This window comes from Stenotrophomonas sp. SMYL8 (assembly GCF_036320065.1).
Classification (GTDB): Bacteria; Pseudomonadota; Gammaproteobacteria; order Xanthomonadales; family Xanthomonadaceae; genus Stenotrophomonas; species Stenotrophomonas maltophilia_A.
The window spans coordinates 11,233-35,462 of record NZ_JAWIRR010000021.1 but is presented as its reverse complement, the minus strand read 5'-3'; the positions used below and the strand labels follow the sequence as shown (position 1 = coordinate 35,462).

25 protein-coding genes are annotated in these 24,230 nt (G+C 67.2%); 8 read left to right on the top strand and 17 right to left on the bottom strand.

Going from position 1 to position 24,230, the window contains the following annotated elements:
* From V3B25_RS15735 to V3B25_RS15670, 14 genes are all read right to left on the bottom strand, one after another.
* Positions 1–771, bottom strand: a complete 771-nt coding sequence (locus tag V3B25_RS15735) for a glycosyltransferase family 2 protein (protein ID WP_329810965.1) — start codon at positions 769–771, stop codon at positions 1–3.
* Positions 761–2,446, bottom strand: coding sequence for an AMP-binding protein (locus V3B25_RS15730; protein WP_329810964.1), 1,686 nt, complete (start codon positions 2,444–2,446; stop codon positions 761–763). Before V3B25_RS15730 ends, V3B25_RS15735 begins: the two co-directional genes overlap by 11 nt.
* Positions 2,439–2,990, bottom strand: a complete 552-nt coding sequence (locus tag V3B25_RS15725) for a hypothetical protein (protein ID WP_071228594.1) — start codon at positions 2,988–2,990, stop codon at positions 2,439–2,441. The genes V3B25_RS15730 and V3B25_RS15725 overlap by 8 nt, the downstream gene beginning before the upstream one ends.
* A gap of 22 nt (positions 2,991–3,012) precedes the next feature.
* Complete coding sequence (locus V3B25_RS15720) at positions 3,013–3,270, bottom strand: acyl carrier protein (protein ID WP_006402206.1); 258 nt, start codon at positions 3,268–3,270, stop codon at positions 3,013–3,015.
* A gap of 17 nt (positions 3,271–3,287) precedes the next feature.
* Positions 3,288–3,545, bottom strand: coding sequence for a phosphopantetheine-binding protein (locus V3B25_RS15715; RefSeq protein WP_005411610.1), 258 nt, complete (start codon positions 3,543–3,545; stop codon positions 3,288–3,290).
* On the bottom strand, positions 3,532–4,329 hold the full coding sequence (locus V3B25_RS15710; RefSeq protein ID WP_006402207.1) for a lysophospholipid acyltransferase family protein: 798 nt from the start codon (positions 4,327–4,329) through the stop codon (positions 3,532–3,534). The genes V3B25_RS15715 and V3B25_RS15710 overlap by 14 nt, the downstream gene beginning before the upstream one ends.
* Positions 4,322–5,065: a beta-ketoacyl synthase chain length factor gene (locus V3B25_RS15705; protein ID WP_329810963.1), complete on the bottom strand. Its 744-nt coding sequence runs from the start codon at positions 5,063–5,065 to the stop codon at positions 4,322–4,324. Before V3B25_RS15705 ends, V3B25_RS15710 begins: the two co-directional genes overlap by 8 nt.
* A 218-nt stretch (positions 5,066–5,283) precedes the next feature.
* Complete coding sequence (gene cydB / locus V3B25_RS15700) at positions 5,284–6,297, bottom strand: cytochrome d ubiquinol oxidase subunit II (protein WP_005414876.1); 1,014 nt, start codon at positions 6,295–6,297, stop codon at positions 5,284–5,286.
* Position 6,298: 1 nt separating this feature from the next.
* Positions 6,299–7,696: a cytochrome ubiquinol oxidase subunit I gene (locus V3B25_RS15695; RefSeq protein ID WP_201117652.1), complete on the bottom strand. Its 1,398-nt coding sequence runs from the start codon at positions 7,694–7,696 to the stop codon at positions 6,299–6,301.
* Between the two features lie 128 nt (positions 7,697–7,824).
* Positions 7,825–9,024, bottom strand: coding sequence for an ABC transporter permease (locus V3B25_RS15690; RefSeq protein ID WP_329810962.1), 1,200 nt, complete (start codon positions 9,022–9,024; stop codon positions 7,825–7,827).
* Position 9,025: 1 nt separating this feature from the next.
* A complete protein-coding gene (locus tag V3B25_RS15685) occupies positions 9,026–10,321 on the bottom strand; it encodes an ABC transporter permease (RefSeq protein ID WP_329810961.1) in 1,296 nt (431 codons plus the stop codon).
* Positions 10,322–10,642: 321 nt separating this feature from the next.
* The gene (locus V3B25_RS15680) at positions 10,643–10,858 is read right to left on the bottom strand and encodes a hypothetical protein (protein WP_012512479.1); all 216 of its coding nucleotides are present in this window, start codon (positions 10,856–10,858) and stop codon (positions 10,643–10,645) included.
* The gene (locus V3B25_RS15675) at positions 10,855–11,508 is read right to left on the bottom strand and encodes a sigma-70 family RNA polymerase sigma factor (RefSeq protein ID WP_049424215.1); all 654 of its coding nucleotides are present in this window, start codon (positions 11,506–11,508) and stop codon (positions 10,855–10,857) included. Before V3B25_RS15675 ends, V3B25_RS15680 begins: the two co-directional genes overlap by 4 nt.
* A 37-nt stretch (positions 11,509–11,545) precedes the next feature.
* Positions 11,546–11,875: a hypothetical protein gene (locus tag V3B25_RS15670; protein WP_005414880.1), complete on the bottom strand. Its 330-nt coding sequence runs from the start codon at positions 11,873–11,875 to the stop codon at positions 11,546–11,548.
* A 167-nt stretch (positions 11,876–12,042) separates the two neighbouring features.
* Here V3B25_RS15670 and V3B25_RS15665 point away from each other — a divergent pair, with 167 nt between their 5' ends.
* The 6 genes from V3B25_RS15665 to hemF are packed head-to-tail and all read left to right on the top strand — an operon-like array spanning position 12,043 to position 19,182.
* Positions 12,043–14,412: a S9 family peptidase gene (locus V3B25_RS15665; protein ID WP_329810960.1), complete on the top strand. Its 2,370-nt coding sequence runs from the start codon at positions 12,043–12,045 to the stop codon at positions 14,410–14,412.
* Positions 14,409–14,828 (top strand): NUDIX domain-containing protein, encoded by a 420-nt coding sequence (locus V3B25_RS15660; RefSeq protein WP_049424219.1) that lies wholly within the window; start codon positions 14,409–14,411, stop codon positions 14,826–14,828. The genes V3B25_RS15665 and V3B25_RS15660 overlap by 4 nt, the downstream gene beginning before the upstream one ends.
* A 30-nt stretch (positions 14,829–14,858) precedes the next feature.
* Positions 14,859–15,419 (top strand): hypothetical protein, encoded by a 561-nt coding sequence (locus V3B25_RS15655; RefSeq protein ID WP_049398641.1) that lies wholly within the window; start codon positions 14,859–14,861, stop codon positions 15,417–15,419.
* A 36-nt stretch (positions 15,420–15,455) separates the two neighbouring features.
* Complete coding sequence (locus V3B25_RS15650) at positions 15,456–16,577, top strand: hypothetical protein (protein ID WP_049424222.1); 1,122 nt, start codon at positions 15,456–15,458, stop codon at positions 16,575–16,577.
* A 37-nt stretch (positions 16,578–16,614) separates the two neighbouring features.
* Positions 16,615–18,231 (top strand): hypothetical protein, encoded by a 1,617-nt coding sequence (locus tag V3B25_RS15645; RefSeq protein WP_329810959.1) that lies wholly within the window; start codon positions 16,615–16,617, stop codon positions 18,229–18,231.
* A 54-nt stretch (positions 18,232–18,285) separates the two neighbouring features.
* The gene (gene hemF / locus V3B25_RS15640; protein ID WP_049424225.1) at positions 18,286–19,182 is read left to right on the top strand and encodes an oxygen-dependent coproporphyrinogen oxidase; all 897 of its coding nucleotides are present in this window, start codon (positions 18,286–18,288) and stop codon (positions 19,180–19,182) included.
* 83 nt (positions 19,183–19,265) lie between these two features.
* On the opposite strand, the gene V3B25_RS15635 is transcribed toward hemF, so the two are convergent.
* Positions 19,266–19,745, bottom strand: a complete 480-nt coding sequence (locus V3B25_RS15635; protein ID WP_049424227.1) for a YetF domain-containing protein — start codon at positions 19,743–19,745, stop codon at positions 19,266–19,268.
* Positions 19,746–20,073: 328 nt separating this feature from the next.
* Complete coding sequence (polA, locus tag V3B25_RS15630; RefSeq protein ID WP_329810958.1) at positions 20,074–22,848, bottom strand: DNA polymerase I; 2,775 nt, start codon at positions 22,846–22,848, stop codon at positions 20,074–20,076.
* A gap of 98 nt (positions 22,849–22,946) precedes the next feature.
* On the opposite strand from polA, the gene V3B25_RS15625 reads away from it, so the two are divergent.
* Positions 22,947–23,231, top strand: a complete 285-nt coding sequence (locus V3B25_RS15625; RefSeq protein ID WP_005411628.1) for a DUF2782 domain-containing protein — start codon at positions 22,947–22,949, stop codon at positions 23,229–23,231.
* 134 nt (positions 23,232–23,365) lie between these two features.
* Here V3B25_RS15625 and V3B25_RS15620 read toward each other — a convergent pair whose 3' ends face one another.
* On the bottom strand, positions 23,366–23,812 hold the full coding sequence (locus V3B25_RS15620; RefSeq protein ID WP_005411629.1) for a universal stress protein: 447 nt from the start codon (positions 23,810–23,812) through the stop codon (positions 23,366–23,368).
* 184 nt (positions 23,813–23,996) lie between these two features.
* On the opposite strand from V3B25_RS15620, the gene V3B25_RS15615 reads away from it, so the two are divergent.
* Positions 23,997–24,143 (top strand): hypothetical protein, encoded by a 147-nt coding sequence (locus V3B25_RS15615; protein WP_193391270.1) that lies wholly within the window; start codon positions 23,997–23,999, stop codon positions 24,141–24,143.
* Positions 24,144–24,230: the final 87 nt, after the last annotated feature.

The following is a 24,230-nucleotide window of genomic DNA, read 5'->3' as shown; positions in this document are numbered from 1 at the left end:
TCAGCGCTGCCCCCGCAGGCGGCGCCACAGCAGGCACGGTGCGCGCCAGAGCATGCCGAAGAACAAGCGGGTGTGCATGCGGCTGATGCGCACGTTGTCGCGCCACACATCGAAGTGCGAGACGCCATCGGATGGATAGGTCACGCGCGTGGCCAGGTGCTCGACCGGCAGGTGCCGCCAGTACAGGCGCACCATCACTTCGGTATCGAAATCCATGCGCCGGCCGATGGTTTCTTCACCGATCAGGCGCAGCACCGGCGGCAGCGGATACACGCGGAAGCCGCACATGGTGTCGCGCAGATGCAGCGACAGCGTGTTGATCCAGACCCAGATGTGGGTCGCGTAGCGGCCATACAGGCGCGCCTTGGGAACGCTGGCGTCGTAGGCCGGAATGCCACAGATCACCGCCTCGGGATGGGCGCGCGCCGCTTCGATGAAGCGTGGCAGATCGCGGGTATCGTGCTGGCCGTCGGCATCGATCTGCAGCACGTGGCTGTAGCCTCGCGCGCCGGCTTCGGCGAAACCGGCCAGCATCGCCCCGCCCTTGCCCTGGTTGACGTCCAGGCGCAGCAGGTCGACGCCCTGGCGCTGTGCCAGCGAACGCAATGCTGCCGCGCACGCCTCATGCGAGCCATCGTCGATCAGCAGGCATGGCAGGCCGGCGGCCTGCACGCCGTCGACCACCGCCGCGATGGCGTGCTCGTGGTCGTAGACGGGAATCACCACCAGTGGCGCGAACGCGGCACCGGCAACGGCCGGATCAGTCCGCATCGGCGAAGACCACTTTGCCGCTGGCATGCACGCCGTGGCTGGACGTGTAACGGAAGGCCAGCACGCTGCGTGTGGCATCCCAATCCAGCTGCAGGGTCAGCTCATCGCCCGGGCGGGCAACGTGCTGGAACTTCACCGCATCCATGCGCAGGAATGCTGCCGGCATCGCGAACACCTGGCGGCCAAAACGCACCGCCCAGTCCAGCTGCGCCACGCCGGGCAGGATCGCCGCCTGCGGGAAGTGGCCCTGGAACGGCCGCAGCGCCGGGTCCAGAGTCATCCGCAGCGTGGCGCTGGCCGCATCGCGGTGATCCCAGACCGGCACCGGCATCAGCGGCTGGAACAGCGCTGCCAGTGCCGCCTGGGTGACTTTGCCCTGTGCGTTGATCGGCAGCGCCGGCACCAGCCGCCAGCGGCGCGGTCGGGTGACCGCGTCATGAGCCTGTGCCAAGCGTGTGCCAAGGCGCTGGCCCAGCGCGCGGCGCGTGGCCTCACCGCCCTCCAGCAGCGTCGGGTCGGCCGGTACCACCACCGCGGCCAGCTGCTCGCGCTGCCCGGGCAGCACCAGCACGCGCACGTCATCCACTTCGGCGTCTTCGCGCAACGCACGTTCCAGTGCATCCAGCGAAACGCGGCGCTCTTCAATCTTGACGATGCGGTCGGCGCGGCCCAGCAGGCGGAAGCGGCCATCGGCCAACGCTTCAACGCGGTCCTGGGTACGCCACCAATCCGGGGTTTCCAGATGTGCGGAGGCCACCGCCAGGCAGCCCTCCTCGATGCGCCACTGCACGCCGGGCAGCGGCTGCCACGGCGGCAGGTCGGTGTCCCAGCGGCGCCAGGCGATGCCGCCGGTCTCGCTGCTGCCATAGACCTCGGTCGGGGCCACGCCCAGCCACTGCCGCACCTGGCGTGCGGCGTCTTCCCGCAGCGGGCCACCGGAGGAGAATACCGCGCGCAGGCGGCCATGCAGGCTGGCCCAGTCGAGCTGCTCGGGCAGGCGCTTGAGGTGGGCCGGGGTCGCGACCAGCACCGTATCGGTACCGGCCAGCGCACCCACCAGATCTTCGTGGAAGAACCGGCGTGGATGGATCAGGCGGCCGGCAGCCAGCGGCCACAGCACACGGAACAGCAGGCCATAGATGTGCTGGTGCGACACCGTGCCATGCACCTGCACGCCTTCCAGCTGCGTGCCGAACGCAGCCTGCAGTGCGTCCACCTCGCGCGTCAGCTGGTCCATGCGCTTGTTGATCGCACTGGGTTGTCCGGTGCTGCCGGAGGTGAACACGCACAGCTCGCAGGCGCGCTCGTCCAGCGCCTGAAGACCCTCGTCCGGTGCGGCGTCCAGCGCCGCCAGCGGACGATAATCGGCGGACACGTCGCCTGCGAAACCACTCACCTGCGGCTGCAGCGCCTGCAGCGTGGCCGGCAGATTGTCGGCAGCCAGGAACACCCGCTTGCCGGCATGCCAGGCACCGAACAACGCAGCGGCAAAGGCCACCGCATCATCGAAATACAGGGCCCAGTCACGGCCTTCGGCCGCCGCAAACGCGGCGCGCCAGGCCAGTACGCGCTGGCGGAAGCGGGCGTGGTCGATCACCTCGCCATCGCAGACGCCAACACTTCGATGCGGCCGCGCCTCCAGCAGCAGCCGGTCCAGGGCAATCCACTCAGCCATGCGCGTGCGCCGCCTTCACCCGCCGCCGCACCAGCCACTCACCTGCGAACAACACGCCCATCATCACGTACGCCAACAATCCGTTGTAGAGCATCCAGGCCCGGTCCGACGCGTACAGCGCGGTCAGCAGGGCCAGGCTGCCGTTGAGAACGAAGAAGCCGCACCACACCTGGGTGACGCGGCGGGTATAGGCCACCGCGAACGGGGGCAGGTCCGGTTCCTGCAGCCGTGCCAGACGTTCCACCAGCGGCGGGCCGAAACGCAGGCTGGTACCGAATACCGCCAGCATCACTGCGTTGACCAGCGCCGGGTACAGCTTCAGCGGCAGGGCCTGGTTGAGCACGGTGGCCAGCACCGCCAGCAGGCCGGTGCCGGCGGCCGCGGCCCACCACAGCGGCTGGCGCGTACTCAGCGCGCGCAGCAGGGCCAGGGTGAACAGCAGCAGCGACAACCAGCGTGGCTCGAAGCGGCCCATCGCCAGGTACACCAGCACCGGGTAGGCCAGCGAGATCGCAGCCACCACGACCGTGCGTGCGCGTGCCATGGTGGAGCCGCCGGCGCTGCGGTCAGGCGGCTGCCTGGTCCGGCAGCAGCCTGTGCACCACATCGACGATGTCCTGCACGGTACGCACGGCCTTGAACGCTTCCGGCTGCAGGTTGCGGCCGAGCAACGGCTTCAGCTGCACGATCAGGTCGACCGCGTCGATGCTGTCGATGTCCAGGTCGTCGTACAGGCGGGCCTCGGGGGTGATCCGGGCGGTTTCGATCTCGAAGCTGTCGGTCAGGATGCTGACGATGCGTTCGAACAGTTCATTCTTGGTCATGGCAGGTCCTGGCACCGTTACGACTGGCGGGCGGCGACGAACTCGCCGAGCGCGCGCACGCTGGAGAAATGGCGACGGGTTTCTTCCGAATCGGCCGAGAGGCTCACACCGTACTTCTTCTGCAGCGCCAGGCCCAGCTCCAGCGCGTCGATCGAATCCAGGCCGAGGCCCTCGACGAACAGTGGGGCGGTCGGATCGATGTCCTCCGGCGTGATGTCCTCCAGCGAAAGGGAGGAAATGATCAATTCCTTGATCTCGTGCTCAAGTGCTTGCACGGTTCGGATCTCCAGACAGGTCGAAATAACGAGAAAGGTGCTCGGTGACGCGACGGGCTGCCAAGGCATCCCCCCTTGGCGAGTCGTCTTCGGCCAGAAATGGCGCGATCGGGATATCTTCGCCGATCTGCAGCCGAACGTGAAAGCGACGTGAGGGGACACGATACCACTTCTGCCCCTTGGTCAGCGTTGGCGGGCTGCAGGTGATCCGCACCGGGGTGACGTCCAGGCGGCCCCGTACGGCGATGTTGGCGGCCCCACGCTGCAGCCGCGGCGGCTGCCCGGGCACGCTGCGGGTGCCCTCCGGGAAGATCACCAGGGTGCCGCCGGCATGCACCGCGGCCACGCAGTCATCGACCAGGCCGGCGCCATCGTCATTGGAGATGTAGCCGGCGGCCCGTACCGGACCGCGCATGAACGGGTTGCAGGCCACGGCCCGCTTGACCACGCAGTCGGCGTTGGGCAGCAGCGAGATCAGGCAGACCACGTCGATCAGGGTCGGGTGATTGGCCAGTACCAGCAGGCCGTCGCGCTGCAGGCGTTCACCGCCCTCGATCTCGTACGTCATCACCCCCAGCCCGCGCATCAGCCGCAGGTGGCTGGCGAAGGCGGCCTGGACCACGCGCCGGGCGCGGCGGCGGCGGACCACCGGGTCGCGCATCAGCAACAGCACCGGCATCACCAGCACGCCCAGCAGCAGGCCGCCCAGGCCAAATGCGACAAAGCTCAGGCCGGTGCCAAACACCCGCCAGGCATGGTCGAGGCGGCGCAGCAGCTCAGCCACGGCGGCTCCAGCGCCAGCGCTGGCCGTGGGCCACGTGTTCCAGCGCCGGCGCGCCGGACAACAGGAACCGGTGCAGGTCCAGCGCATGCGGCAGCAGGCCGGGCGCAGTGCTGGCCTGGGCGTCGGCCGGCTGCCACTGCAGCGACAGCGTCGGTCGGCCCTCTGCCGGGACGGTCAGGCGCCAGCACCAGGCAAAGAACGGGTCGGGTTCGTCGGCGAACGTCGCGTAAATTTCCGGAAGTGGCGACTCATAGACCACCACCCGCACCTCGCGGGCACCCTCGGCCAGCAGGCCGACGGCCTCCAGGCAGGCCGTCTCCACCGTGGCCTGGCCCGCCGCCAGCGCCAGGTAGTTGCCGCGGTGGCCGCGGGCGATGGAATACAGCGCGGCAATCGCGTTGTGCACGGACAGGCCGAATCCGGTCGGCGACAACGGCTGGTCGCCGACCAGCGCGCCCAGCAGGTCCATCGAACGGGCCACGTCGCCGTGGCGGCTGGCGAACACCAGCGGCACGTCACTGTCGGCGCCCTGCCCGTCCTCGCACCAGCACGCGGCCTGGATCGCCATCCGGCCCAGCCGCTCGATGCGGCGGCGCTGCATCGCCGGCACTTCGGCCAGCGCCGGCGTGTCCGCGCCATGCGGCGGGTACGGCGCATCGGCCCAGCCCAGCCACTGGCTACGCTCACTCAGGCCGGGCGCCCAGGCGGCCCAGTCGACGATGGAGAATTCGATCATTTAGCGATGGTGCTTCAACGGGAGAACGATAGGCACGAGCCATTACGGCGACGCGCGGCGGCCCCCCCGTTCCTGCAGCCGTGCGTCCGTCCAGGACGTCGCCGGCTGCCCCCCTGGCCGCCGGAAAGGAGCGCACGCTAGCACGTCCCGCGCAGGGTGTGCAGGTTTCACATTCCCCAACACGGGGCCCGGCACCGGCAGGCCCCGTCTTCAATCGATCAGTGGTAACCGGTGTCGGCGTGCACCTTGCCGCGGAATACCCGGTAGGACCACGCCGTATAGCCGAGGATGACCGGCAGCAATATGACCAGCCCGACCAGCGTGAAGCCGAGCGACGACGCCGGCGCGGCGGCCTGCCACAGGGTCATCGACGGTGGCAGCAGATAAGGCCACATGCCCAGCACCAGGCCGAGGAAGCCGAGCACGAACAGGGCCAGGCTGAGCAGGAACGGCGGCAGGTCGCGGCGCGGGTGGGTGGCACTGCGCCACAGCGCGGCGGCCACCGCCAGGGTCAGCAGCGGCACCGGCGACAGCCACCAGAAGTTGCCGTCGCTGAACCAGCGCGCCATCAGGCGCGAATCGAGGAACGGCAGCCAACTGCTGACCAGGCCCATCGCCGCGATCACCGCCACCACCAGTGGCCGGGTCATCTGCCGCGCCAGCGCCTGCACGCGCCCTTCGGTCTTCAGGATCAGCCAGGTGCTGCCCAGCAGCGCATAGCCGGCCACCAGTGCGGCACCGGTCAGCATCGCGAACGGGCTGAACCAGGCAAACGGCCCGCCCTGATAGACACCGTCCACCAGCGGGATGCCCTGCACCAGGGTGCCGAGGATCACGCCCTGCGCAAACGTGGCCAACAGCGAACCGAGGCCGAACGCCACGCTCCACAACCGGCGCGATCGATGCGCCTTGAAGCGGAACTCGAAGGCCACGCCGCGGAATACCAGCGCCACCACCAGCAGCAGCACCGGCAGGTACAGCGCCGACAGCAGCACCGCATACGCCTTCGGGAACGCCGCCAGCAGGCCGGCGCCACCGAGCACCAGCCAGGTCTCGTTGCCGTCCCAGATCGGCGCGGCGGTGTTCATCATCAGGTCCAGCTGTTCCTCGTCCTCGGCGAACGGGGCAAGGATGCCGATGCCGAGCACGAAGCCGTCCAGCACCACGTACATCAGCACGCCGAAGCCGATCACCGCGAACCACGCCACCGGCAGCCAGGTCATCAGGTCCATGTCAGCGCTCCTCCAGCGGTTCATCGGCGGCCGACAACGGACGTGCCGGGGTATGGCTGCCATGGTCCAGCGACGGCCCCTCGGCATACGGCTGCGGCCCGTGGCGCAGGATCTTCACCAGGTACCAGATGCCCCAGCCGAACACGAAGGCATAGCCAACCACATAGACACCCAGCGACAACGCCGTCATCCACGCACTCTGCGGGCCGACCGCATCAGCGGTGCGCAGCACGCCATACACCACCCACGGCTGGCGCCCCATCTCGGTGACGAACCAACCCGACAGCAGTGCGATGAAACCGCTGGGCAGCATCCAGTTCCAGCCGCACAGCAGCCACGGCGAATCCAGCAGCTTCCTGCGCCACAGCTGGAAAGCCGACGCCCAGGCCAGCAGCAGCATCAGCGTGCCCAACCCGACCATGATGCGGAAGGCGAAGAACACCGGCGTCACCGGCGGCCGCTCGCTGGCCGGCACCGAGGTGAGCGGATCGAAGGTGCCGTCCAGGCTGTGGGTGAGGATCACGCTGCCCAGCTTCGGGATGGCGACTTCGAAGTCGTTGCGCTCTTCCTTCTCGTTCGGCAGCGCGAACACCACCAGCGGCACGCCCTCGCCTTCCTGGGTTTCATGCCAGTGCGCTTCCATCGCCGCGATCTTCATCGGCTGATGCTTGAGCGTGTTCAGGCCATGCATGTCGCCGACGAAGATCTGTACCGGCACCGTCAGCGCCGCGAACGCCACCGCCGCGATCAGCATGCGCCGTCCGGCCTCGACATGTGTGCCCTTGCGCAGGTACCACGCGCCGACGCCACCGATCACGAAACAGGTGGTGATGAACGAGCCCAGCGCCATGTGGGCCAGGCGATAGGGGAACGAGGGGTTGAACACCACCTGCCACCAGTCCACCGGATGCACGATGCCGTTGACCATCTCGTAGCCGGCCGGTGTATGCAGCCAGCTGTTGGACGACAGGATCCAGAACGTGGAGAACAGCGTGCCCAGCGCCACCATGCAGGTGGAGAAGAAATGCAGGCGCGGCGAGACCCGGCCCCAGCCGAACATCATCACGCCGAGGAAGCTGGCTTCCAGGAAGAACGCGGTCAGCACCTCATAGGTCAGCAACGGACCGATGACCGTGCCGGCCACCTCGCTCAGCCGCGGCCAGTTGGTGCCGAACTGGAAGGCCATGACGATGCCGCTGACCACGCCCATGCCGAACGACACGGCGAAGATCTTCTGCCAGAAGAAATACAGCTCGCGCCACACGGGCAACTTCGTGCGCAGCCACCGCCATTCGATGAAGGCCAGCCAGCTGGCCGTACCGATGGTGAAGGCGGGGAACAGCACGTGGAAACTGATGACGAATCCGAACTGGATCCGGGACAACAACAACGCGTCCAAGGGACGCCTCCTGCCTGTGACCGGTGGGATACCGGACCACTTTAGGAGGATTTCGTTAAGCCGGGATGCGACCGGGTGACGCGCTGCTTCACTTTGTCGCAGGGAAGCTGGATGACAGGATGAACGGGCTACAGGGGCTTCAGCAGGGTCAAGGGCGGCTCCTTGGCGATTCGCCGGGCCCGGGGTACCAATGCAGTCAAGCAGGCCGCCATCACCAGCACGACAGCGCTCGATATCGAGAACCACAGTGAACCTGTGATGCCATCCTGTGGCGGCCCTATCCACTGCAACGACAACGCGCCGAGCAGGGCGCCCAGTGTGGTGAACAGTGAAACTTCGGACATGATTTCGGCAAAGATCACTGAGCCGCGAGCACCCAGTGTCCGTCGAACCCCAATGGAGTGCCGGCGCCGATCAAGCCAGGCGCCAACGACCCCGGAAACTCCGGCCATCAGCACACCGAGAACGATGGCCGTCATGACCGCGAGCACGGTCGTAGCGAAGCGATCAGCTTTGACGTAGGCGTCGCGATATCCCGCCAGCGTCTCGACACCGGTCGAATTCACGATCCGATAGGGCCGCTGCAGCGCATCGACAGTGCGATCAAGCGATGAACGATCAACGTCCGACTTCCACTTCGCCAGATAATAGCGACTGGCGCCCGTGGGAAGGCCAGGAAGCAGCGCCCACTGCGAGTCCCGCTCATTGCCTCCTGGTGCCGGTCCAGCAACAGACGCAAATACGCCCACGATGACCCGGCTGCTGCCGGGGCCGAAATACAGGTGGCGGCCAACAGCACTCTCCGTTCCGAACAGACGGGCAGCCAGCGCTTCACTGATCAGCACTACCGGAGCACCTTCAGCCATGTCGTCCTCTGTGGCATCCCGTCCCAGGACGATTCCCGCGCCCAGCATCGCCAGCAAGCCAGAGCTGGCAGTTGCCACGGGAATGCGATCACATCCAGCAACGTCTGTCGTACCCGCGTTCATCGAGTACGCCATGGCCGACTCGCTGGTGCACACGCCGTATCGATGGGCTCTTCCCCCGAACGGAACAGCGTCGCTCACAACCGTGTCCTGAACACCGGGCAGCCGGATCGCGGACAGGTCTGCCCGCAGCACTGCAGCATCAGCGCCTTCTTCGACATCCGAGACCCTGACCACACCAATCGATACTGCGTCCCGGATGCTGCGGGTGTTCAATCTGGCGAAGCTGTCCAGCACAGATTGCAGTGCGAACGCACATGCCAGGCTTGCAAGCGCAGCCTGCACTGCAAGCAGTGCGGCGCTTCCCAGATGTCGTCGAGTCTCCCTCATTGATTCGAACATTTCAGGCAGCCCCCTTCGCGAAGGCACTCGACAGTGAGCTGACCCTGCAGATTTCAAACGATGGGACAAATGAACAGAGCAACGTCGTGACGACTCCCAGACCAGCCGCCATCAGCATTGCTCCGGCATGCATCGCTGTTATCGCGCTGGGCAGAACGTCTCCCGCAGCAACCACCCGGATTCCCAGCGTATAGGTGACGACAGCGAGCGCACTGCTTGCGACGCCCGCCGCGATGGATTCCCACATGAGCTGGATGAACACGTCTCGGCGTCGCGCTCCCAGTGCACGTCGAATCGCGAGCTCCCGCCGACGGCGCCCCAGACTGAAGCTCAGCAGCGCCGCCGCGTTGACGATGCACACGCCGAGAAGGATCAGCGACAACCGAAGCTGCATCCTGGCCTGCTCCGGAACCAATCCCAGCCTGTCCAGCCAATCCATCAACGGCCAGAGTGCCACCTGCTGGGCGCCTGGCTCGATCCGAAGCCCCTTATCCTGCGCATAGGCGTTCAGATTCGCGCGGTAAGCGGCGACATCATCTGCGGTGGGCAGCCACGCCCACAATTGAAGCCAGGAAACATTGGCCCCTGCAGGATCCGTGTCCTGGTCACCACCCCAGATCGCCGTCCCGTCCACAACGGTCAGCTTGTCTGCGATTGCGGTTTCAAGCGGCAGGTAGATCTCGTCAGGCTCCACAAACGGTCTGCGTGTGAGGTCTCCCTGAAACATAGGCACCGGATGCCAATCCTCCGCGACACCCACCACGGTATAGGTGCGTCTGCCCAGTTCCAACCGATGACCAACGCAGTCCTGTGCACACTCGCGCTCTGCGAGCGCACGCGACAGAACCACGATTCGACTCGCAGCATGCCCCTCCTCGGCGGTCCATGCGCGCCCTTGAACAACGGCAATGCCGAGGACACTGAAGACTTCGGACGTGGCGAACCTGGCGCGCAATCTTGCACTGGGCTCTCCCGGCCGGGAGAGCGTCACCGCGCCCCCTGCCATTGCTGCCTGCTTCCACGTCCGGCCTTGGTTCAGAAGCACCTTCGCGTCTGGCCAGGTCAGTGACTGACCAGGATCCGGAGAGCCACTGCGCAGTGCATCTGGACGCGCGTCAAGGTAGGGGCGGAACAATGCCGAGCTCCGGCCTGGAGCGGGATCCGACGATGCCTGGAGAACAATGGAAAGCATCACGGTGGTGATCCCTACCCCCGCACCCAGCATGAGAGCGATTGCCAGATGAGTGCCGACTCGCTGCTTGAATCGGGCAAGCGAAAGCTGGACGTAGTAGAGCATCATCCAACTGCATCCGGCATTGGCTTACTCGCGCACCTGTCCATGTGATTCTCACTCCATGCCTTTGGAAGCTGATGGTTGAGAATCTCTGATTGTGAAACTGCGCCTCAAGTAGAGACCTGGGATTTGCAACTTTCCTCAGGAAACACACGCAGCTCGTAGGTCCTGGATAGAGCCATCGCCACCGACGACGAGACCGAGGTGACGGAATCTGACGCAGAAGACTAACTATCGATTTGCAGACAACGCCCGATGCTTGGCCATCTGATCAGGTGTTGGAGGAAAAAGCGTCCAGAATCAGGTGCAGGCGTCAGTGTTTTTCTAGACCCAGAAATACCACACAGCCGCCGCCACCAACGCCCCCAACAACACCACCTGCACCACCACATAACCCACGCCACTGTCGCGCGATTCAGCGGCAATGCGCTTCTGCAGCGCCTCGCTCACATCCGGCGTTTCTTCCTGCTGCGTCTGCTCACGCAACGCCTGCGCCAGCGCGCGTTCTTCCGCATCGCGAGGGTCGGTCGATGGGCTCACAGCAGTTCTCCGGCGGCGGCATGCCGCGTCAGTTCCTGCTTCAGGACCTGGCGCGCGCGGTGCAGGTGGCTCTTGATGGTACCGCGCGCCAGCCCCGTCACCTGTTCGATCTCGGCCAGATCGAAATCCTCCAGGTAATGCAGGCCGACGATCAGGCGCTGCGGTGCACTCAACCGTTCCAGCGCTGTGCCGAGCTGGCGCCCTGCCTGCAGGGTCTCGCTCAGTTCAGCCGGCCCCGGACCTTCATCGCCAACGCCCAGTTCCTCGGGCACTTCCACCGCCACCATCCATTGCGCCTCCAGCCGCCGCCGGCGCAGGTGCTGCAGCGCGGTGGTGTAGGCCACCCGGGATACCCAGGTGCGCAGCGAGGATTCAAAGCGGAACCGGTGCAGCTGGCGGAACACGGCCAGGAAGGTCTCCTGCAGCAGGTCGGCGACCTGGTCGCGGTCGCCGACCATGCGTCCGATCACATGCGCGCAGGTGCGCTGGTGGGTCTCGACCAGTTGCGAAAACGCCGCCTGCGAGCCGTCGATGATGGCCCGCACCAGGGCCTGGTCCGCATCCAGCGGTGCGGCGGGTGCCGCCATCGCCGCTGCTTCGTGGCGACGACGGCCCCGCAGTGCCGACAGTGCTTCGCCGAGCAGGCTCATCTGCGCGGCGCCCCCTGTGCCCGTGGCATGGGCCGGCTCAGCCCTTGCGTGCGGCAGGACGGGTGAAGTGCCAGGCCAGCAGCTGGCCCAGGCCAGCACTGCCGACCAGCGCGGCGGCGGCGCCGAAGGTCAGGTCACGGGCACCGATGGCTTCCAGCAGGGCCATGGCCAGGGCCAGGCAGACCAGGCTGATGCCCCAGCGCAGCGCGCCCTGGCGGCGGCGCTCTTCTTCCAGCACGGCCAGCGAGCGGATCACTTCCTCCGGCACGTGCGGGGCCACCAGCTTGCTGCGGGCGCGGGCATCGGCAATGGCGTGGATCGCGTAGGCGATGCAGATGAAGAGGGTGATCGGGATCAGTTCCTGCATGGTCGGGCTCCTGTTCGGTGGATGATGCGGGTTCAGAAGAATGGATGCGCAACCCCGGCCACCGGTTGCACCACTTTGCCAATCCCGCCGCCATGACCTGTGGCCCCTGCCCCGGGCCCTTGCGGCTGCTACGCTTGGCCGGTTTCCTCTTCTGGTGCCGTCCGCCCATGTCCCGAGTGCTGCCCCTGTCCCTCCTGCTGTCGGCCGTGCTGGCCGCACCGGCTGCGCATGCCGCGCCGACGCCGATCACCATCGAACAGGCCATGGCCGACCCGGACTGGATCGGTCCGCCGGTCGAGAAGGCCTGGTGGTCGTGGAACAGCCAGCAGGTGGAATACCAGCTCAAGCGCAGCGGCAGCCCGGTGCGCGATACCTTCCGCCAGCCGGTGGCGGGTGGCGTGGCCGCACAGGTGGCCGATGACCAGCGCGGCACCCTGGACGTGGCCGAGCCGGTCTACGACCGCAGCCGCAGCCGCAGCGCCTTCGTCCGCAATGGCGACGTGTTCGTGCGCGACCTGCGCAGCGGCGCGCTGACCCAGCTGACCCGCAGCAACGAGCGCGCGGGCAACGTGAACTTTGCTGCCGACAATGGCGTGATCTGGCGCGTTGGCCAGAACTGGTTCCACTGGACCGCCGCCAGCGGTGTGCAGCAGGTGGCCAGCCTGAAGGCCGAGAAGGATCCGCGCACGCCGCCGAAGGCCGACGTGCTGCGCGACCAGCAGCTGCGCACGCTGGAAACCCTGCGCCGCGACCGCGACCAGCGCGAAGCACTGAAGGACCAGGACCAGCGCTGGCGCCAGGCCGACCCGACCCGCGCACCGGGCCCGGTGTACCTGGGCACCGACGTGGAGATCGCCGACAGCGTGCTGTCGCCGGACCTGACCCACCTGATCGTGGTGACCAAGCCGAAGGACTTCGACGACGGCCGTGGCGGCAAGATGCCGCTGTACGTGACCGAGTCGGGGTACGAGGAAACCGAAGACACCCGCACCCGCGTCGGCCGCAACGGCTTCGAACCGCACACCCTGTGGTATGTGGACGTGCGCACCGGCAAGGCCGAGAAGGTCTCGCTGTCCAGCCTGCCTGGCATCAGCACCGATCCGCTGGCCGAGCTGCGCCGCAAGGCCGGCAAGGACGCGCTGAAGGGCGAGCGCAGCCTGCAGGTGATGAGCGACTTCATGGGCGGTGGCATCCGCTGGAGCCCCGATGGCCAGCAGGCCGCGGTGATGCTGCGTGCCAACGACAACAAGGACCGCTGGATCATCAGCGTCAACGCTGCCGATGGCCGCGTGCAGAACCGCCATCGCCTGACCGACAACGGCTGGATCAACTGGGGCTTCAATGATTTCGGCTGGATGGCCGATGGCCGCACGTTGTGGCTGTTGTCGGAGGAATCGGGCTTCTCGCACCTGTACACCCAGGCCGGCACCGCCAAGCCGCAGGCGCTGACCAGCGGCAAGTGGGAAACCTCGGCACCGGTGCCGTCGGCCGATGGCAAGGGCTTCTACTTCCTGTGCAACCAGCAGGCACCGCATGACTACGAAGTCTGCGCGGTCGACACCGGCAGCCGCCAGGTGCGCGAGCTGACCAGCCTCAACGGCGTGGAAGACTTCTCGTTGTCGCCGGACGGCCAGCAGCTGCTGGTGCGCTACTCCGGCGCCTACCTGCCGCCGCAGCTGGCCGTGCTGCCAAGCACCGGTGGCCAGGCCCGCGTGCGGACCGACACCCGCACCGCCGACTACAAGGCGCGCCAGTGGATCCAGCCGAAGCTGGTGGCAGTGCCGTCCAAGCATGGCGCCGGCGTGGTATGGGCCAAGTACTACGAACCGGAAAACAAGGAACCGGGGAAGAAGTACCCGATCGTGATGTTCGTGCACGGCGCCGGCTACCTGCAGAACGTGCACCAGCGCTACCCGGCCTACTTCCGCGAGCAGATGTTCCACAACCTGCTGGTGCAGAAGGGCTACATCGTGCTGGACATGGATTACCGCGGCAGCGAGGGCTACGGCCGCGACTGGCGTACGGCGATCTACCGCAACATGGGCCACCCGGAACTGGAAGATTACAAGGATGGCCTGGACTGGCTGGTCGACACCCAGCAGGGTGACCGTGACCATGCCGGCATCTACGGCGGTTCCTACGGCGGCTTCATGACCTTCATGGCGCTGTTCCGCTCGCCGGGCACGTTCAAGGCCGGCGCCGCGCTGCGCCCGGTGGTCGACTGGCACCAGTACAACCACGGCTACACCAGCAACATCCTCAACACCCCGGACATCGATCCGGAGGCGTACCGCGTGTCCTCGCCGATCGAGTACGCGCAGAACCTGCAGGACAACCTGCTGATTGCCCACGGCATGATGGATGACAACGTGTTCTTCCAGGACTCGGTGAACCTGACCCAGCGCCTGATCGAACTGCACAAGGACAACTGGTCGATCGCTCCGTACCCGCTGGAGCGCCACGGCTACGTCCGCGCCGATTCCTGGCTGGACCAGTACAAGCGCATCCTCAAGCTGTTCGAGCAGAACCTGAAGTGAGCAACGCCGCGGCCACGATCCACATCGTGGCCGCGGTCATCCTGGATGACCGCGGCCGGGCGCTGGTGGTGCGCAAGCACGGCGCTGACCGTTTCATCCAGCCGGGCGGCAAACCCGAAGCCGGCGAAGCACCGCTGCAGGCGCTGGCCCGCGAGCTGGACGAGGAACTCGGCGTGCAGCTGTGCACCGATGCCTCCATCGCGCTGGGCACGTTCCAGGACTGGGCGGTGAACGAGCCTGGCCACCGCGTGCAGGCCCAGGCCTGGTGGGTGCAGGTGGACGGCATGCCACAGGCACGCGCGGAGATCGCCGAACTGGCCTGGGTGCCGCTGCAGCCACCGCACGGCCTGCCCTTGGCACCGCTGAGCGAACACCATATCCTGCCGGCCGTCGCCACCCGGGTGACGGCCCGCTGAGCGCGCGGGCACCGATTGCAAGGACACCGGATGTCAATGTCGATCCCGCCGATTCCTTCGCTGGTCCAACCGACCTATCACGCTTGGGTGCGCCCGATCGCACACGCCTCGTTCTGGCTGTCACTGCTGCTCACGGTCTACTTCGTGATGCAGGGACTGCTGCTGTGGCCGCTGCACAACCTTCCGATCTGGCACCTGGTTGAGAGGGAAGTACAACTCCAGCACCTGCACAGCCTGATCTGGCTTCTGGCGCATCCGGTGGCCGCGTCGATGATCGTCGCACTGCTGTGCCTTGCCTCGACGCTGGCCAGCTGGGGACTGCTACGCGAGCGCAGCTGGGGCCTGTGGAGCTTTGTGGCGATCCTGCTGATGAGTGCATTGACCAACTTTGCGATCGCCGGGTGGCTGGACGTGTTCATGCGCGACGTCATCCCGTTTCTCTCCGACGACGCCGTCCTGCAACAGGAACTCCATCTGAAACGCTGGTTGATCACGCTGACCATGGTGGCCATGTCGTTCGTACTCCTCGGCCTGCAGGGTTGGCTGGCCTGGCGCCTGCTGCGACCAGACATCCGCTCGCGCTTCCACTGAGCCACACCCCTTTTCCCGCACGACAAGGACCGTCGCATGCGCTTGCTGACCCTTCTCACCGCGCTGCTGCTGTTCGCCGCGCTGCCTGCCGCCGCCGATGCGCTGCGCTGTGGCGAATACCGCAGCACCGACGGTGGCATGGCGCTGATATTCACATCACCCAGCACCGGCTACCGCCACGACGACGGCAGCGAGCCGGAGCCGCTGTGGGTCGATCGCAGTGCGGCGCAGGCCCGCCTGGTCATGCTCGACGATGGCGTGGCGCTGCCGGTCCGGATCAGTGCCGATGGGCAGCGCATCGAGCACGACGGGGTGGTGCTCTACACCCTGCGCCAGTCCCGCACCTGCGCCAGTGAGCCCAGCGCGATGGACGGCAGCTGCCGCGTCGCCGGCAGCCACTGCGTTGCACGGCTGCCCACGGCCTCACCCGGCCAGGCCCAGCGTGCGTGCAGCGAAGGCGTTGGCGCGGGCTGCTCGGCGCTGCTGCGCCAGCTTCGCGATGGAACACCTGTAGTCGGCAGCGATGACACCAGCCCCGCGCGCTTCGAACGCCCGCCCATCTGCCGCGAACACACGCCCGGCCATGACCCGCAGGCCTGCGAGACGCTGACCGGCGATGCGCTGGCCGCCGCCATACAGAAGGTCGGTGAACGCCTGCAACAGGAAGACGAAGACATGCCGGATTCACCGCTTCCGGCCGCTGCACGCGATCGCCTGCAGCAGTTGTGCCTGCAGCACCGCAGTGGGCGCTTCTGCGTCGAAGTAGCCGCACAGCAACTGATCGCGCTGGAGCCCGCATTGGCGGTGCAGGCGCTGCAGGTAGTCTGCGATGCCGGCCGCACCAGCGCCTGCGAACGCATTGCACCGCTGCGCGGTCCCGGCGCCGACCTGCGCCTCGTCCCGGCCCAGCAGGTGCCCTGCGGCCGCTATCAGGCCGATGGAGGCGTGATCGACAGGCTCGACTTCGGCGATGGCACCCGGGCCCGCCTGCAGAACGGCGCCATCCACCTGCAGCAGAACGGCGAAACCCTTGTGCTGCGCCAGCTCGGCAACGGCGACCTGCTCGGCATGGACAACCAGACGGCCTACCAGCGTTACCGGCCACTGCCCGGCACGGCACAATGCACGCCCCCGCGCGAGGGCCAGGGTTCGCCGTAGCGCCAGGAGCTTCCCGTTCGATCGTCAAGGAGACGACATGCATTCACCCGCACCGCGCCGCCGCTGGCTGGCCTGGGCCCTGCTGCTGGCCGCGCCGATGGCCGCCGCACAGTCACCACAATGCGGCCTGTTCAAGGCCGACGAAGGCAGCGGCACGCTGCGCATCAGCTCACCGAACCGCGGCGAGCAGAAGCACTTCGGCAGTGCGCCGTCTCCGGTCGCGTTCCAGCAGATCGACGGAAAGCTGCAGCTGGTGAACCTGGAGTACGGCCTGCCCAGCGCGCTGCAGGTGCGCGATCGTGGCCGCACGGTCGAGGTGGATGGCACGGTCTACCTCCTGCAGGCGCCCGCACAGTGCGCCGCAGCCGCCACGCCGGCTGCAGGCAGCTGCCTGGCTGATGCGGCGGCGTGCCTGGACAACCGTCGCGAAGCGACCCCGGCCGCGCTGGAAGCAGGGTGCCGGGAAGGCGTGCCCGGCATGTGCCTGCAACTGGCCGATCGTTGGCACGAGGAGGCCAAACCCACGGTCGAGGCCGATCCCGCCCTGGCAAAGGCAGCGCTCGACGCCGCCCTGTCCGGCATCAAACTACCCGCCGCCTGTGACAACGGTGGCTTCGAACAGGGAACCCCGGCGTGTGCCGCCGCACTCGAGGCCGACCCGGCAGTGCAGGAGCAGCTGGTCAAGGCCGCGATGACGGCCGCCATGACCGAAGCCATGGTGACGATGACGGCACCGACCGTGCCGGTGATCATTCCAGCTGAGCGGCGGCAACAGTTGTTGCGGTTGTGCCGCGAGGTACCGCACGGCGGCTTCTGCACCCGCGTGGCTGAGCTGTCCTGGGACGCGGGAGATCCCCAGCAGGCGGTGCAGGCCCTGGCTGCGGCCTGCACCCCCGGCAATGACACCGCCACCTGCGAGCGCCTGCCGGCGTTGCAGGCGGTGGGCGCATCGTTGCAGCCGCAACCGGCAACGGTCCTGCCCTGCGGCAATTACCGGTCCGACGGCGGCCTGATGGACACGCTGGACTTCGGCGATGCCGGCCTGGTCGGTGTGGGCTGGAGCAGCCATCTTCGCGCACGCGTCGAAGCGGGCGACATCCGCATCCACCACGACCGGGACGGCGACTTCGTGCTGCGCCCGCTGCCCGGCGGCCAGTTGCTGGGCCTGGATAACTGGACCCGCTTCCAGGTGTTCGTCCCCACCGGCGAGAGCCCGACCCGGTGCAGTGCACCGAAGCAGTTCAAGGTGCTGCCACTGCCGCAGGATTGCCCGCTGGCGCTGGTCAACGAGGGCGGTGCCGAAGCCTGCTGCGCGCAGGGCAAGCTGCAGGGCTGCAACATTCTCGGCAACCGCCTTGCGCTGTCCGGCGACTGGCTGCAGGCTGCCGGGCACTACACCACGGTCTGCCGCGCCGGCGTGCGCGAAGGGTGCGAGAACCTGGTGACCGCGCAGGGCAACGGCGCGGAACTGGACGCACGGGCAACCCTGGAGCAGCTGTGCAAGGCCGACCGCAGCGGCCTGCATGTGGCCTGCGACGTGCTCGGCACCCAGAACTGGGAGCTGATCACGCTGGGTGGTGCTCTGCAGAAGGCGGTTGACGAGGCGGCCGTGGACGACGCTCCGGCGCCGCGCAACTCCAACCGCAAGCGCTGAGCCGGCCAGGGCCTGCCCGCAGCTTCGAGCGGGCCCTGCGGTAAAGTACGCGCCATGAACGAATTCGAGCGCGTGCGCGCCTATCTCACCGACCTGCAGGACCGCATCTGTGCGGCGATCGAGGCCGTCGATGGCCAGGCCCGCTTCCAGGAAGACCTGTGGCAGCGTGCCGAGGGCGGTGGCGGGCGTACCCGCGTGCTGCGCGACGGTGCGGTGTTCGAGCAGGCCGGCATCGGCTTCTCCGACGTGGCCGGCAGCCGCCTGCCGCCATCGGCCTCGGCCAACCGTCCGGAACTGGCTGGCGCCTCCTGGCGTGCCACTGGCGTGTCGCTGGTGTTCCACCCGCTCAACCCCTACGTGCCGACCACGCATGCCAACGTGCGCTTCTTCCAGGCGCAGCGCGACGGCGAAGTGGTGGCCAGCTGGTTCGGCGGTGGCTTCGACCTGACCCCGTTCTATCCGTTCGACGAGGACGTGCAGCACTGGCACCGGGTCGCGCGCGACCTGTGCGCCCCGTTCGGCGAAGAACGCTATGCCGCGCACAAGCGCTGGTGCGACGAGTACTTCTTCCTGCGCCACCGCAATGAAACGCGCGGCGTCGGCGGCCTGTTCTTCGACGACCTGCACGGCGACTTCGAGCGCGATTTCGACTATCTGCGCGCGGTCGGCGATGGCTTCCTTGATGCCTACCTGCCGATCGTGCAGCAGCGCAAGGACACCGCCTACGGCGAGCGCGAGCGCGAGTTCCAGCTGTACCGACGCGGCCGCTATGTGGAATTCAACCTGGTCTACGACCGCGGCACGCTGTTTGGCCTGCAGAGTGGTGGCCGCAGCGAAAGCATCCTGATGAGCCTGCCGCCGCGGGTGCGCTGGGAGTACGGCTTCACCCCGGAAGCGGGTAGCGCCGAGGCACGCCTGGCCGATTACCTGGTGCCGCGCGACTGGCTCTGATGGATGTCGTCGCGCTGGGCAAGGGCCTGGTGGGCACGCGTAGGCGGTGAAGGGCGGCCGAGCCTGGGCCCGGCGCTACAAGATCAGCTGTGCTTCCGCGCGATGATCGTGATGTGCCCGGTCGTCTCCAGCAGCGCGACCTGCACGTCTTCGATCCTCAGCCCGCCCTGCTGGCGCAGCGCGGCGTCGAAATCGGCCGGGCTGATCAGTTCGCGGCGGAGAACACCCTCCAGCAGCCGGCCATCACGCGCGATCACGGTGGGCTCTCCTTCGATCATCCGCTCCATGCGGCGATTCCGGGTGGTCAGCCAGCCCACCCCGTAATTCAGCACGATCAGGGTGGCCGCCAGCAGCAGGCCTCCGCCCAGCGAGGTGTCCGTGCCCAGCAGCGCGTTCTGTACCGCGTTGCCCAGCAACACGATCAGCAGCACGTCGAAGGGCGTGATCTGTCCCAGAGCCCGCTTGCCACCGAGCCGGACCATGCCGAGCACCACGACATACACCACCACCGCGCGCAGGATGAACTCCCACCACGGCATGGCCAGTGCGAACAGGTCGGGCATTGTCTTCCCCTGCGGAGCGGTGGCCCAGCGTGGCGCAGGCCATGGCGTCTGGCAACGGCACAAATAAAAAGCCCCGCTGACCAGGGGGAGGTCAACGGGGCCGGGGAACGGGCACTTGGGGAGGAGTCCCCGTTCCGAGATCTGCTCCAGGGGATGGGAGAGATCCACAACAGGCGTTGCGCCTGTTGAGAGTTATAGAAGCACTCCGAACACTAACGGTTCGTGAAGGGGCCCAATTTAATGAACCTCCATCAGGGCAACATTCATGATTGAGTCAGAAACCTCTGACGAATGAACGAATTCACGTCGTTTTCGGCCTGAAACACCCTCAGTGTGCTTCGTCCCAGTTGTTGCCGATGCCGGTATCGACCACCAGCGGCACCCGCAGTTTGGCCGCTTGCGACATGCGCTCGACCACCTGCAAACGCAACTCCTCGACGAAACTGCTTTCGGTTTCGAACACCAGTTCATCGTGCACCTGCAGGATCATCCGTGCCGGCGCGCCGCTGTCACGCAGCCACTGGTCCACGTCCACCATCGCACGCTTGATGATGTCGGCGGCGGTGCCCTGCATCGGCGCGTTGATCGCGGCGCGCTCGGCACCGGCGCGCAGGCCCTGGTTACGTGCATGAATGTCGTTCAGGTACAGGCGGCGGCCGAACAGGGTTTCCACATAGCCCTGGTCGCGGGCCTGCTGGCGCATCCGCTCCATGAAATCACGCACGCCCGGGTAGCGGCTGAAGTACAGCGCCACGTAGTCCTGCGCCTGGCCACGGTCGATGCCCAGGTTGCGCGCCAGGCCGAAGGCGCTCATGCCGTACATCAGGCCGAAGTTGATGGCCTTGGCCGCGCGGCGCTCGTTCGGGGTCACTTCCTCCAGCGTGCGCCCGAACACCTCGGCGGCAGTGGCGCGGTGCACGTCGGCGCCCTGCTCGAAGGCACGCACCAGGCCCGGGTCCTCGGACAGGTGGGCCATGATCCGCAGCTCGATCTGCGAATAGTCGGCCGCCAGCAGCTGGAAGCCCTCCGGGGCGATGAACGCACGGCGGATGCGGCGGCCATCCTCGGTGCGGATCGGGATGTTCTGCAGGTTCGGGTCTGACGAGGACAGGCGGCCGGTGGCGGCACCGGACTGGTGGTAGCTGGTATGCACCCGGCCGGTGTCCGGGTTGACCATCTCCGGCAGCTTGTCGGTGTAGGTGCTGCGCAGCTTGGCCAGGCCCCGGTAGTCCAGGATCACTCGCGGCAGCTCGTGCTGGTCGGCGATCGCCTCCAGCGCCTCTTCATTGGTGCTGGGCTGACCCTTCGGGGTCTTCACCACCGCCGGCAGCTTCAGCTCATCGAACAGCACCGCCTGCAGCTGCTTGGGCGAATCCAGGTTGAAGCTGCGGCCGGCCAGCTCGGTGGCCTTCTGCTGCGCGGCCAGCATGCGCGAGGACAGGTCCTGGCTCTGCCGGCGCAGTTCGTCGGTGTCGATCCGCACGCCATTGGCTTCGATGCGGGTCAGCACCGGCACCAGCGGCATCTCGATGTCGCGGTACACGCTGTCCAGCGCCGGCTCGGCCAGCAGCTGCGGCTGCAGCGCGTGGTGCAGGCGCAGGGTGACGTCGGCGTCCTCGGCCGCATAGCGGCTGGCTTCGTCGATGCCCACCTGCGAGAACGGAATCTGCTTGGCGCCCTTGCCGGCCACGTCCTCGAACTTGATGGTGTTGTAGCCCAGGTAACGCAGGGCCAGTGAATCCATGTCGTGGCGGGTGGCGGTGGAATTGAGCACGAAGCTCTCGAGCATGGTGTCGTCGTGGTAGCCCTGCACCTCCACGCCGTGGCGGCGCAGCACATGCAGGTCGTACTTGCCATGCTGGCCCAGCTTCTTCTTCGCCGGGTCCTGCAGCACCGGGCGCAGTGCGTCCAGCACCTGCTGCATCGGCAGCTGCGCCGGCGCGCCCGGGTAATCGTGGCCGACCGGAATATAGGCGGCCTTGCCCGGCTCGACCGCCAGGCTGATGCCCACCAGGCGCGCACGCATCGCGTCCAGCGCATCGGTTTCGGTATCGAAGCTGATCAGCTCGGCCTGCTGCAGGCGCTCGACCCAGGCCTGCAGCTGCTCGGCGGTCAACACGGTCTCGTATTCACCCGGTGCGGCCAACGCCGGATCCAGCGTGCCAGCGGCTGGCGCCTCAGCGCTGCCACGCGCGAAGCCGGCCGCAGTGCCGCGCAGGCTCGGGGTCGCCTCGCTGGCGGCCACCGGTGCCGGCACCGGCGCACCCAGCTCCTTCAGCGCCTGGGTGAAGCCGTAGCGCGCATACAGCTCGGTCAGCTCCGGCACGTCCTGCTCGCGCAGGGCCAGCGTGGTCGGGCTGACGTCCAGCTCTACGTCGGTGCGGATGGTCACCAGCTCGCGGTTCAGCGGCAGGCGCTCCAGCGCGGCGCGCAGGTTCTCGCCGATCTTGCCCTTCATGGTTGGCGCGGCGGCCATCACCCCGTCCAGGTGCTGGTACTCGGCCAGCCACTTGGCGGCGGTCTTCGGCCCGCATTTCTCCACGCCCGGCACGTTGTCGACGGTGTCGCCCATCAGCGCCAGCAGGTCGATGATCTGGTCGGCGCGCACGCCGAACTTCTCCATCACTGCGGCATCGGAATCCATGCGGCTGCCGGTCATGGTGTTGACCAGCTCGATGCCCGGGCGCACCAGCTGGGCAAAGTCCTTGTCGCCGGTGGAGATGGTCACCTTCAGTTCCTGTGCCACGCCCTGCAGGGCCAGCGTGCCGATCACATCGTCGGCTTCCACGCCGGGAATGCGCAGGATGCTGATGCCCAGCGCTTCGACGATGCGGCACATCGGCTCGACCTGGCTGCGCAGCTCATCGGGCATCGGCGGGCGGTTGGCCTTGTACTGGTCATACAGGTCATCGCGGAAGGTCTTGCCCGGCGCATCGACCACGAACGCCACGTAGGCCGGGCGCTCCTTCAGTGTCGAGCGCAGCATGTTGACCACGCCGAACAGCGCGCCGGTGGGTTCGCCCTGTGCATTGGACAGGGGCGGCAGCGCGTGGAACGCGCGGTACAGGTAACTGGACCCGTCGATCAGGACTAATCTGCTCATGGGTCGATTCTACGCGCCCGTGCCTGCACTGCGACGACACGGCACAGCCGCGGCGATGGGGCATAATCAAGGCTCTTTCCAGGCAAAGGCCCCCGCCGATGAAGACCCTGATGCTGGCTTCCCTGCTCCTGCTCGCTGGCTGCGCCAGCATGGGTGGCGCGGGCGCTCCCCCGGTGGACGTCAAGGGCGCGGATGTGTCCAAGCGCACCATGGACAACGGCGATGTCATCGAGGAATACCGCGTGTCCGGCCAGCTGCGCATGGTCAAGGTGACCCCGTCGCGCGGTGCCCCGTTCTACATGTACGACAAGAACGGCGATGGCCGTTTCGACAACGACAAGGACGGCGTGTCGCCGGTGTACTGGAAGCTGTACAGCTGGTGATGTGACCGGGGTCGGATCCCTGCGATTCAGTAGATCCACGCCATGCGTGGATGGGCCCCTGCCGGCCCCACAAAAGATGACGCCGGCGCGCATCCTGCGGCCGGCGTCGGGTCCCCTCCCCGGGAACGCTTGTATCAGCGGATGACCAGCACCGGCAGCGTGCTGCGTGCCAGCACTTCGGCGGTCTGGCTGCCCAGCAGCACACGGGTCACGCCACGGCGGCCATGCGAGGTCATCACGATCAGGTCGCTGTTGCGCTCGCCGGCGGTCTCGATGATGCCGTCAGCCGCATAGCGGTCCAGCACGTGCACCGGGTTGGCGGTAATGCCCTGCTCGGCGGCCTTGGCCAGCGCCGGCTGCAGCACCTTCTGCGCACCTTCCTCGCGGTCGGCCTTGTATTCAGGGCTGTTCATGTAACCCACGCTCCAGCCCATGGCGTCGTACATGCCGACGGCCCACGGCTCGGAGACAGTCACGATATCGACCTCGGCGTTGAGGTCCTTGGCCAGCTCCAGGCCCTTGGCCAGGCCCTTGTCGGCCAGCTCGGATCCGTCGGTGGCAATCAGGATGCGCTTGTACATGGTGAGGCTCCGTAGCGATCTGCCAGATGGGAACGACACCATTGCACACCGGATGTGCAGGCCGTGCCTTGAGCAGAATCAATCCGGCGCCGCGCATTGGCGTGTGCGCACCGCCCGCTTGCGTACCCGGACACTGCAGCGCAAGCTGGGTGGGCGGCGGCACCGCCGCCTTGGGAGAACCCGCATGCAGGACAGCAAGCCGACATCACGAAGCCCCCTCAGGATCATCCTGTGGAGCCTCATCGCCGCCTTCGTGCTGTTCTGCGGCGGCTACTACCTGGGCAAGGATCTGGCCCAGCGCGACAGCGCCAGGCAGTCAGCCGGCCGATAGCCTGCTGCCGTAGAGTCGAGGGGGGGGGGGGGGGGGTGGGGCCACAAACAACGCGGGGCCACCCCCCGCCTCCACGTGCCCCCCCTG

Excerpts from the sequence above, each read along its gene's own strand:
- V3B25_RS15665 (WP_329810960.1), top strand. The coding sequence starts at position 12,043 with ATGTCCCGAGTGCTGCCCCTGTCCCTCCTGCTGTCGGCCGTGCTGGCC.
- V3B25_RS15720 (WP_006402206.1), bottom strand. The coding sequence starts at position 3,270 with ATGACCAAGAATGAACTGTTCGAACGCATCGTCAGCATCCTGACCGAC.
- V3B25_RS15655 (WP_049398641.1), top strand. The coding sequence starts at position 14,859 with ATGTCAATGTCGATCCCGCCGATTCCTTCGCTGGTCCAACCGACCTAT.
- V3B25_RS15625 (WP_005411628.1), top strand. The coding sequence starts at position 22,947 with ATGAAGACCCTGATGCTGGCTTCCCTGCTCCTGCTCGCTGGCTGCGCC.
- V3B25_RS15690 (WP_329810962.1), bottom strand. The coding sequence starts at position 9,024 with ATGTTCGAATCAATGAGGGAGACTCGACGACATCTGGGAAGCGCCGCA.
- V3B25_RS15670 (WP_005414880.1), bottom strand. The coding sequence starts at position 11,875 with ATGCAGGAACTGATCCCGATCACCCTCTTCATCTGCATCGCCTACGCG.
- hemF (WP_049424225.1), top strand. The coding sequence starts at position 18,286 with ATGAACGAATTCGAGCGCGTGCGCGCCTATCTCACCGACCTGCAGGAC.
- cydB (WP_005414876.1), bottom strand. The coding sequence starts at position 6,297 with ATGGACCTGATGACCTGGCTGCCGGTGGCGTGGTTCGCGGTGATCGGC.
- V3B25_RS15675 (WP_049424215.1), bottom strand. The coding sequence starts at position 11,508 with ATGAGCCTGCTCGGCGAAGCACTGTCGGCACTGCGGGGCCGTCGTCGC.
- V3B25_RS15685 (WP_329810961.1), bottom strand. The coding sequence starts at position 10,321 with ATGCTCTACTACGTCCAGCTTTCGCTTGCCCGATTCAAGCAGCGAGTC.
- V3B25_RS15635 (WP_049424227.1), bottom strand. The coding sequence starts at position 19,745 with ATGCCCGACCTGTTCGCACTGGCCATGCCGTGGTGGGAGTTCATCCTG.
- V3B25_RS15650 (WP_049424222.1), top strand. The coding sequence starts at position 15,456 with ATGCGCTTGCTGACCCTTCTCACCGCGCTGCTGCTGTTCGCCGCGCTG.
- V3B25_RS15620 (WP_005411629.1), bottom strand. The coding sequence starts at position 23,812 with ATGTACAAGCGCATCCTGATTGCCACCGACGGATCCGAGCTGGCCGAC.
- V3B25_RS15735 (WP_329810965.1), bottom strand. The coding sequence starts at position 771 with ATGCGGACTGATCCGGCCGTTGCCGGTGCCGCGTTCGCGCCACTGGTG.
- V3B25_RS15645 (WP_329810959.1), top strand. The coding sequence starts at position 16,615 with ATGCATTCACCCGCACCGCGCCGCCGCTGGCTGGCCTGGGCCCTGCTG.
- V3B25_RS15705 (WP_329810963.1), bottom strand. The coding sequence starts at position 5,065 with ATGATCGAATTCTCCATCGTCGACTGGGCCGCCTGGGCGCCCGGCCTG.
- V3B25_RS15730 (WP_329810964.1), bottom strand. The coding sequence starts at position 2,446 with ATGGCTGAGTGGATTGCCCTGGACCGGCTGCTGCTGGAGGCGCGGCCG.
- V3B25_RS15615 (WP_193391270.1), top strand. The coding sequence starts at position 23,997 with ATGCAGGACAGCAAGCCGACATCACGAAGCCCCCTCAGGATCATCCTG.
- V3B25_RS15725 (WP_071228594.1), bottom strand. The coding sequence starts at position 2,990 with ATGGCACGCGCACGCACGGTCGTGGTGGCTGCGATCTCGCTGGCCTAC.
- polA (WP_329810958.1), bottom strand. The coding sequence starts at position 22,848 with ATGAGCAGATTAGTCCTGATCGACGGGTCCAGTTACCTGTACCGCGCG.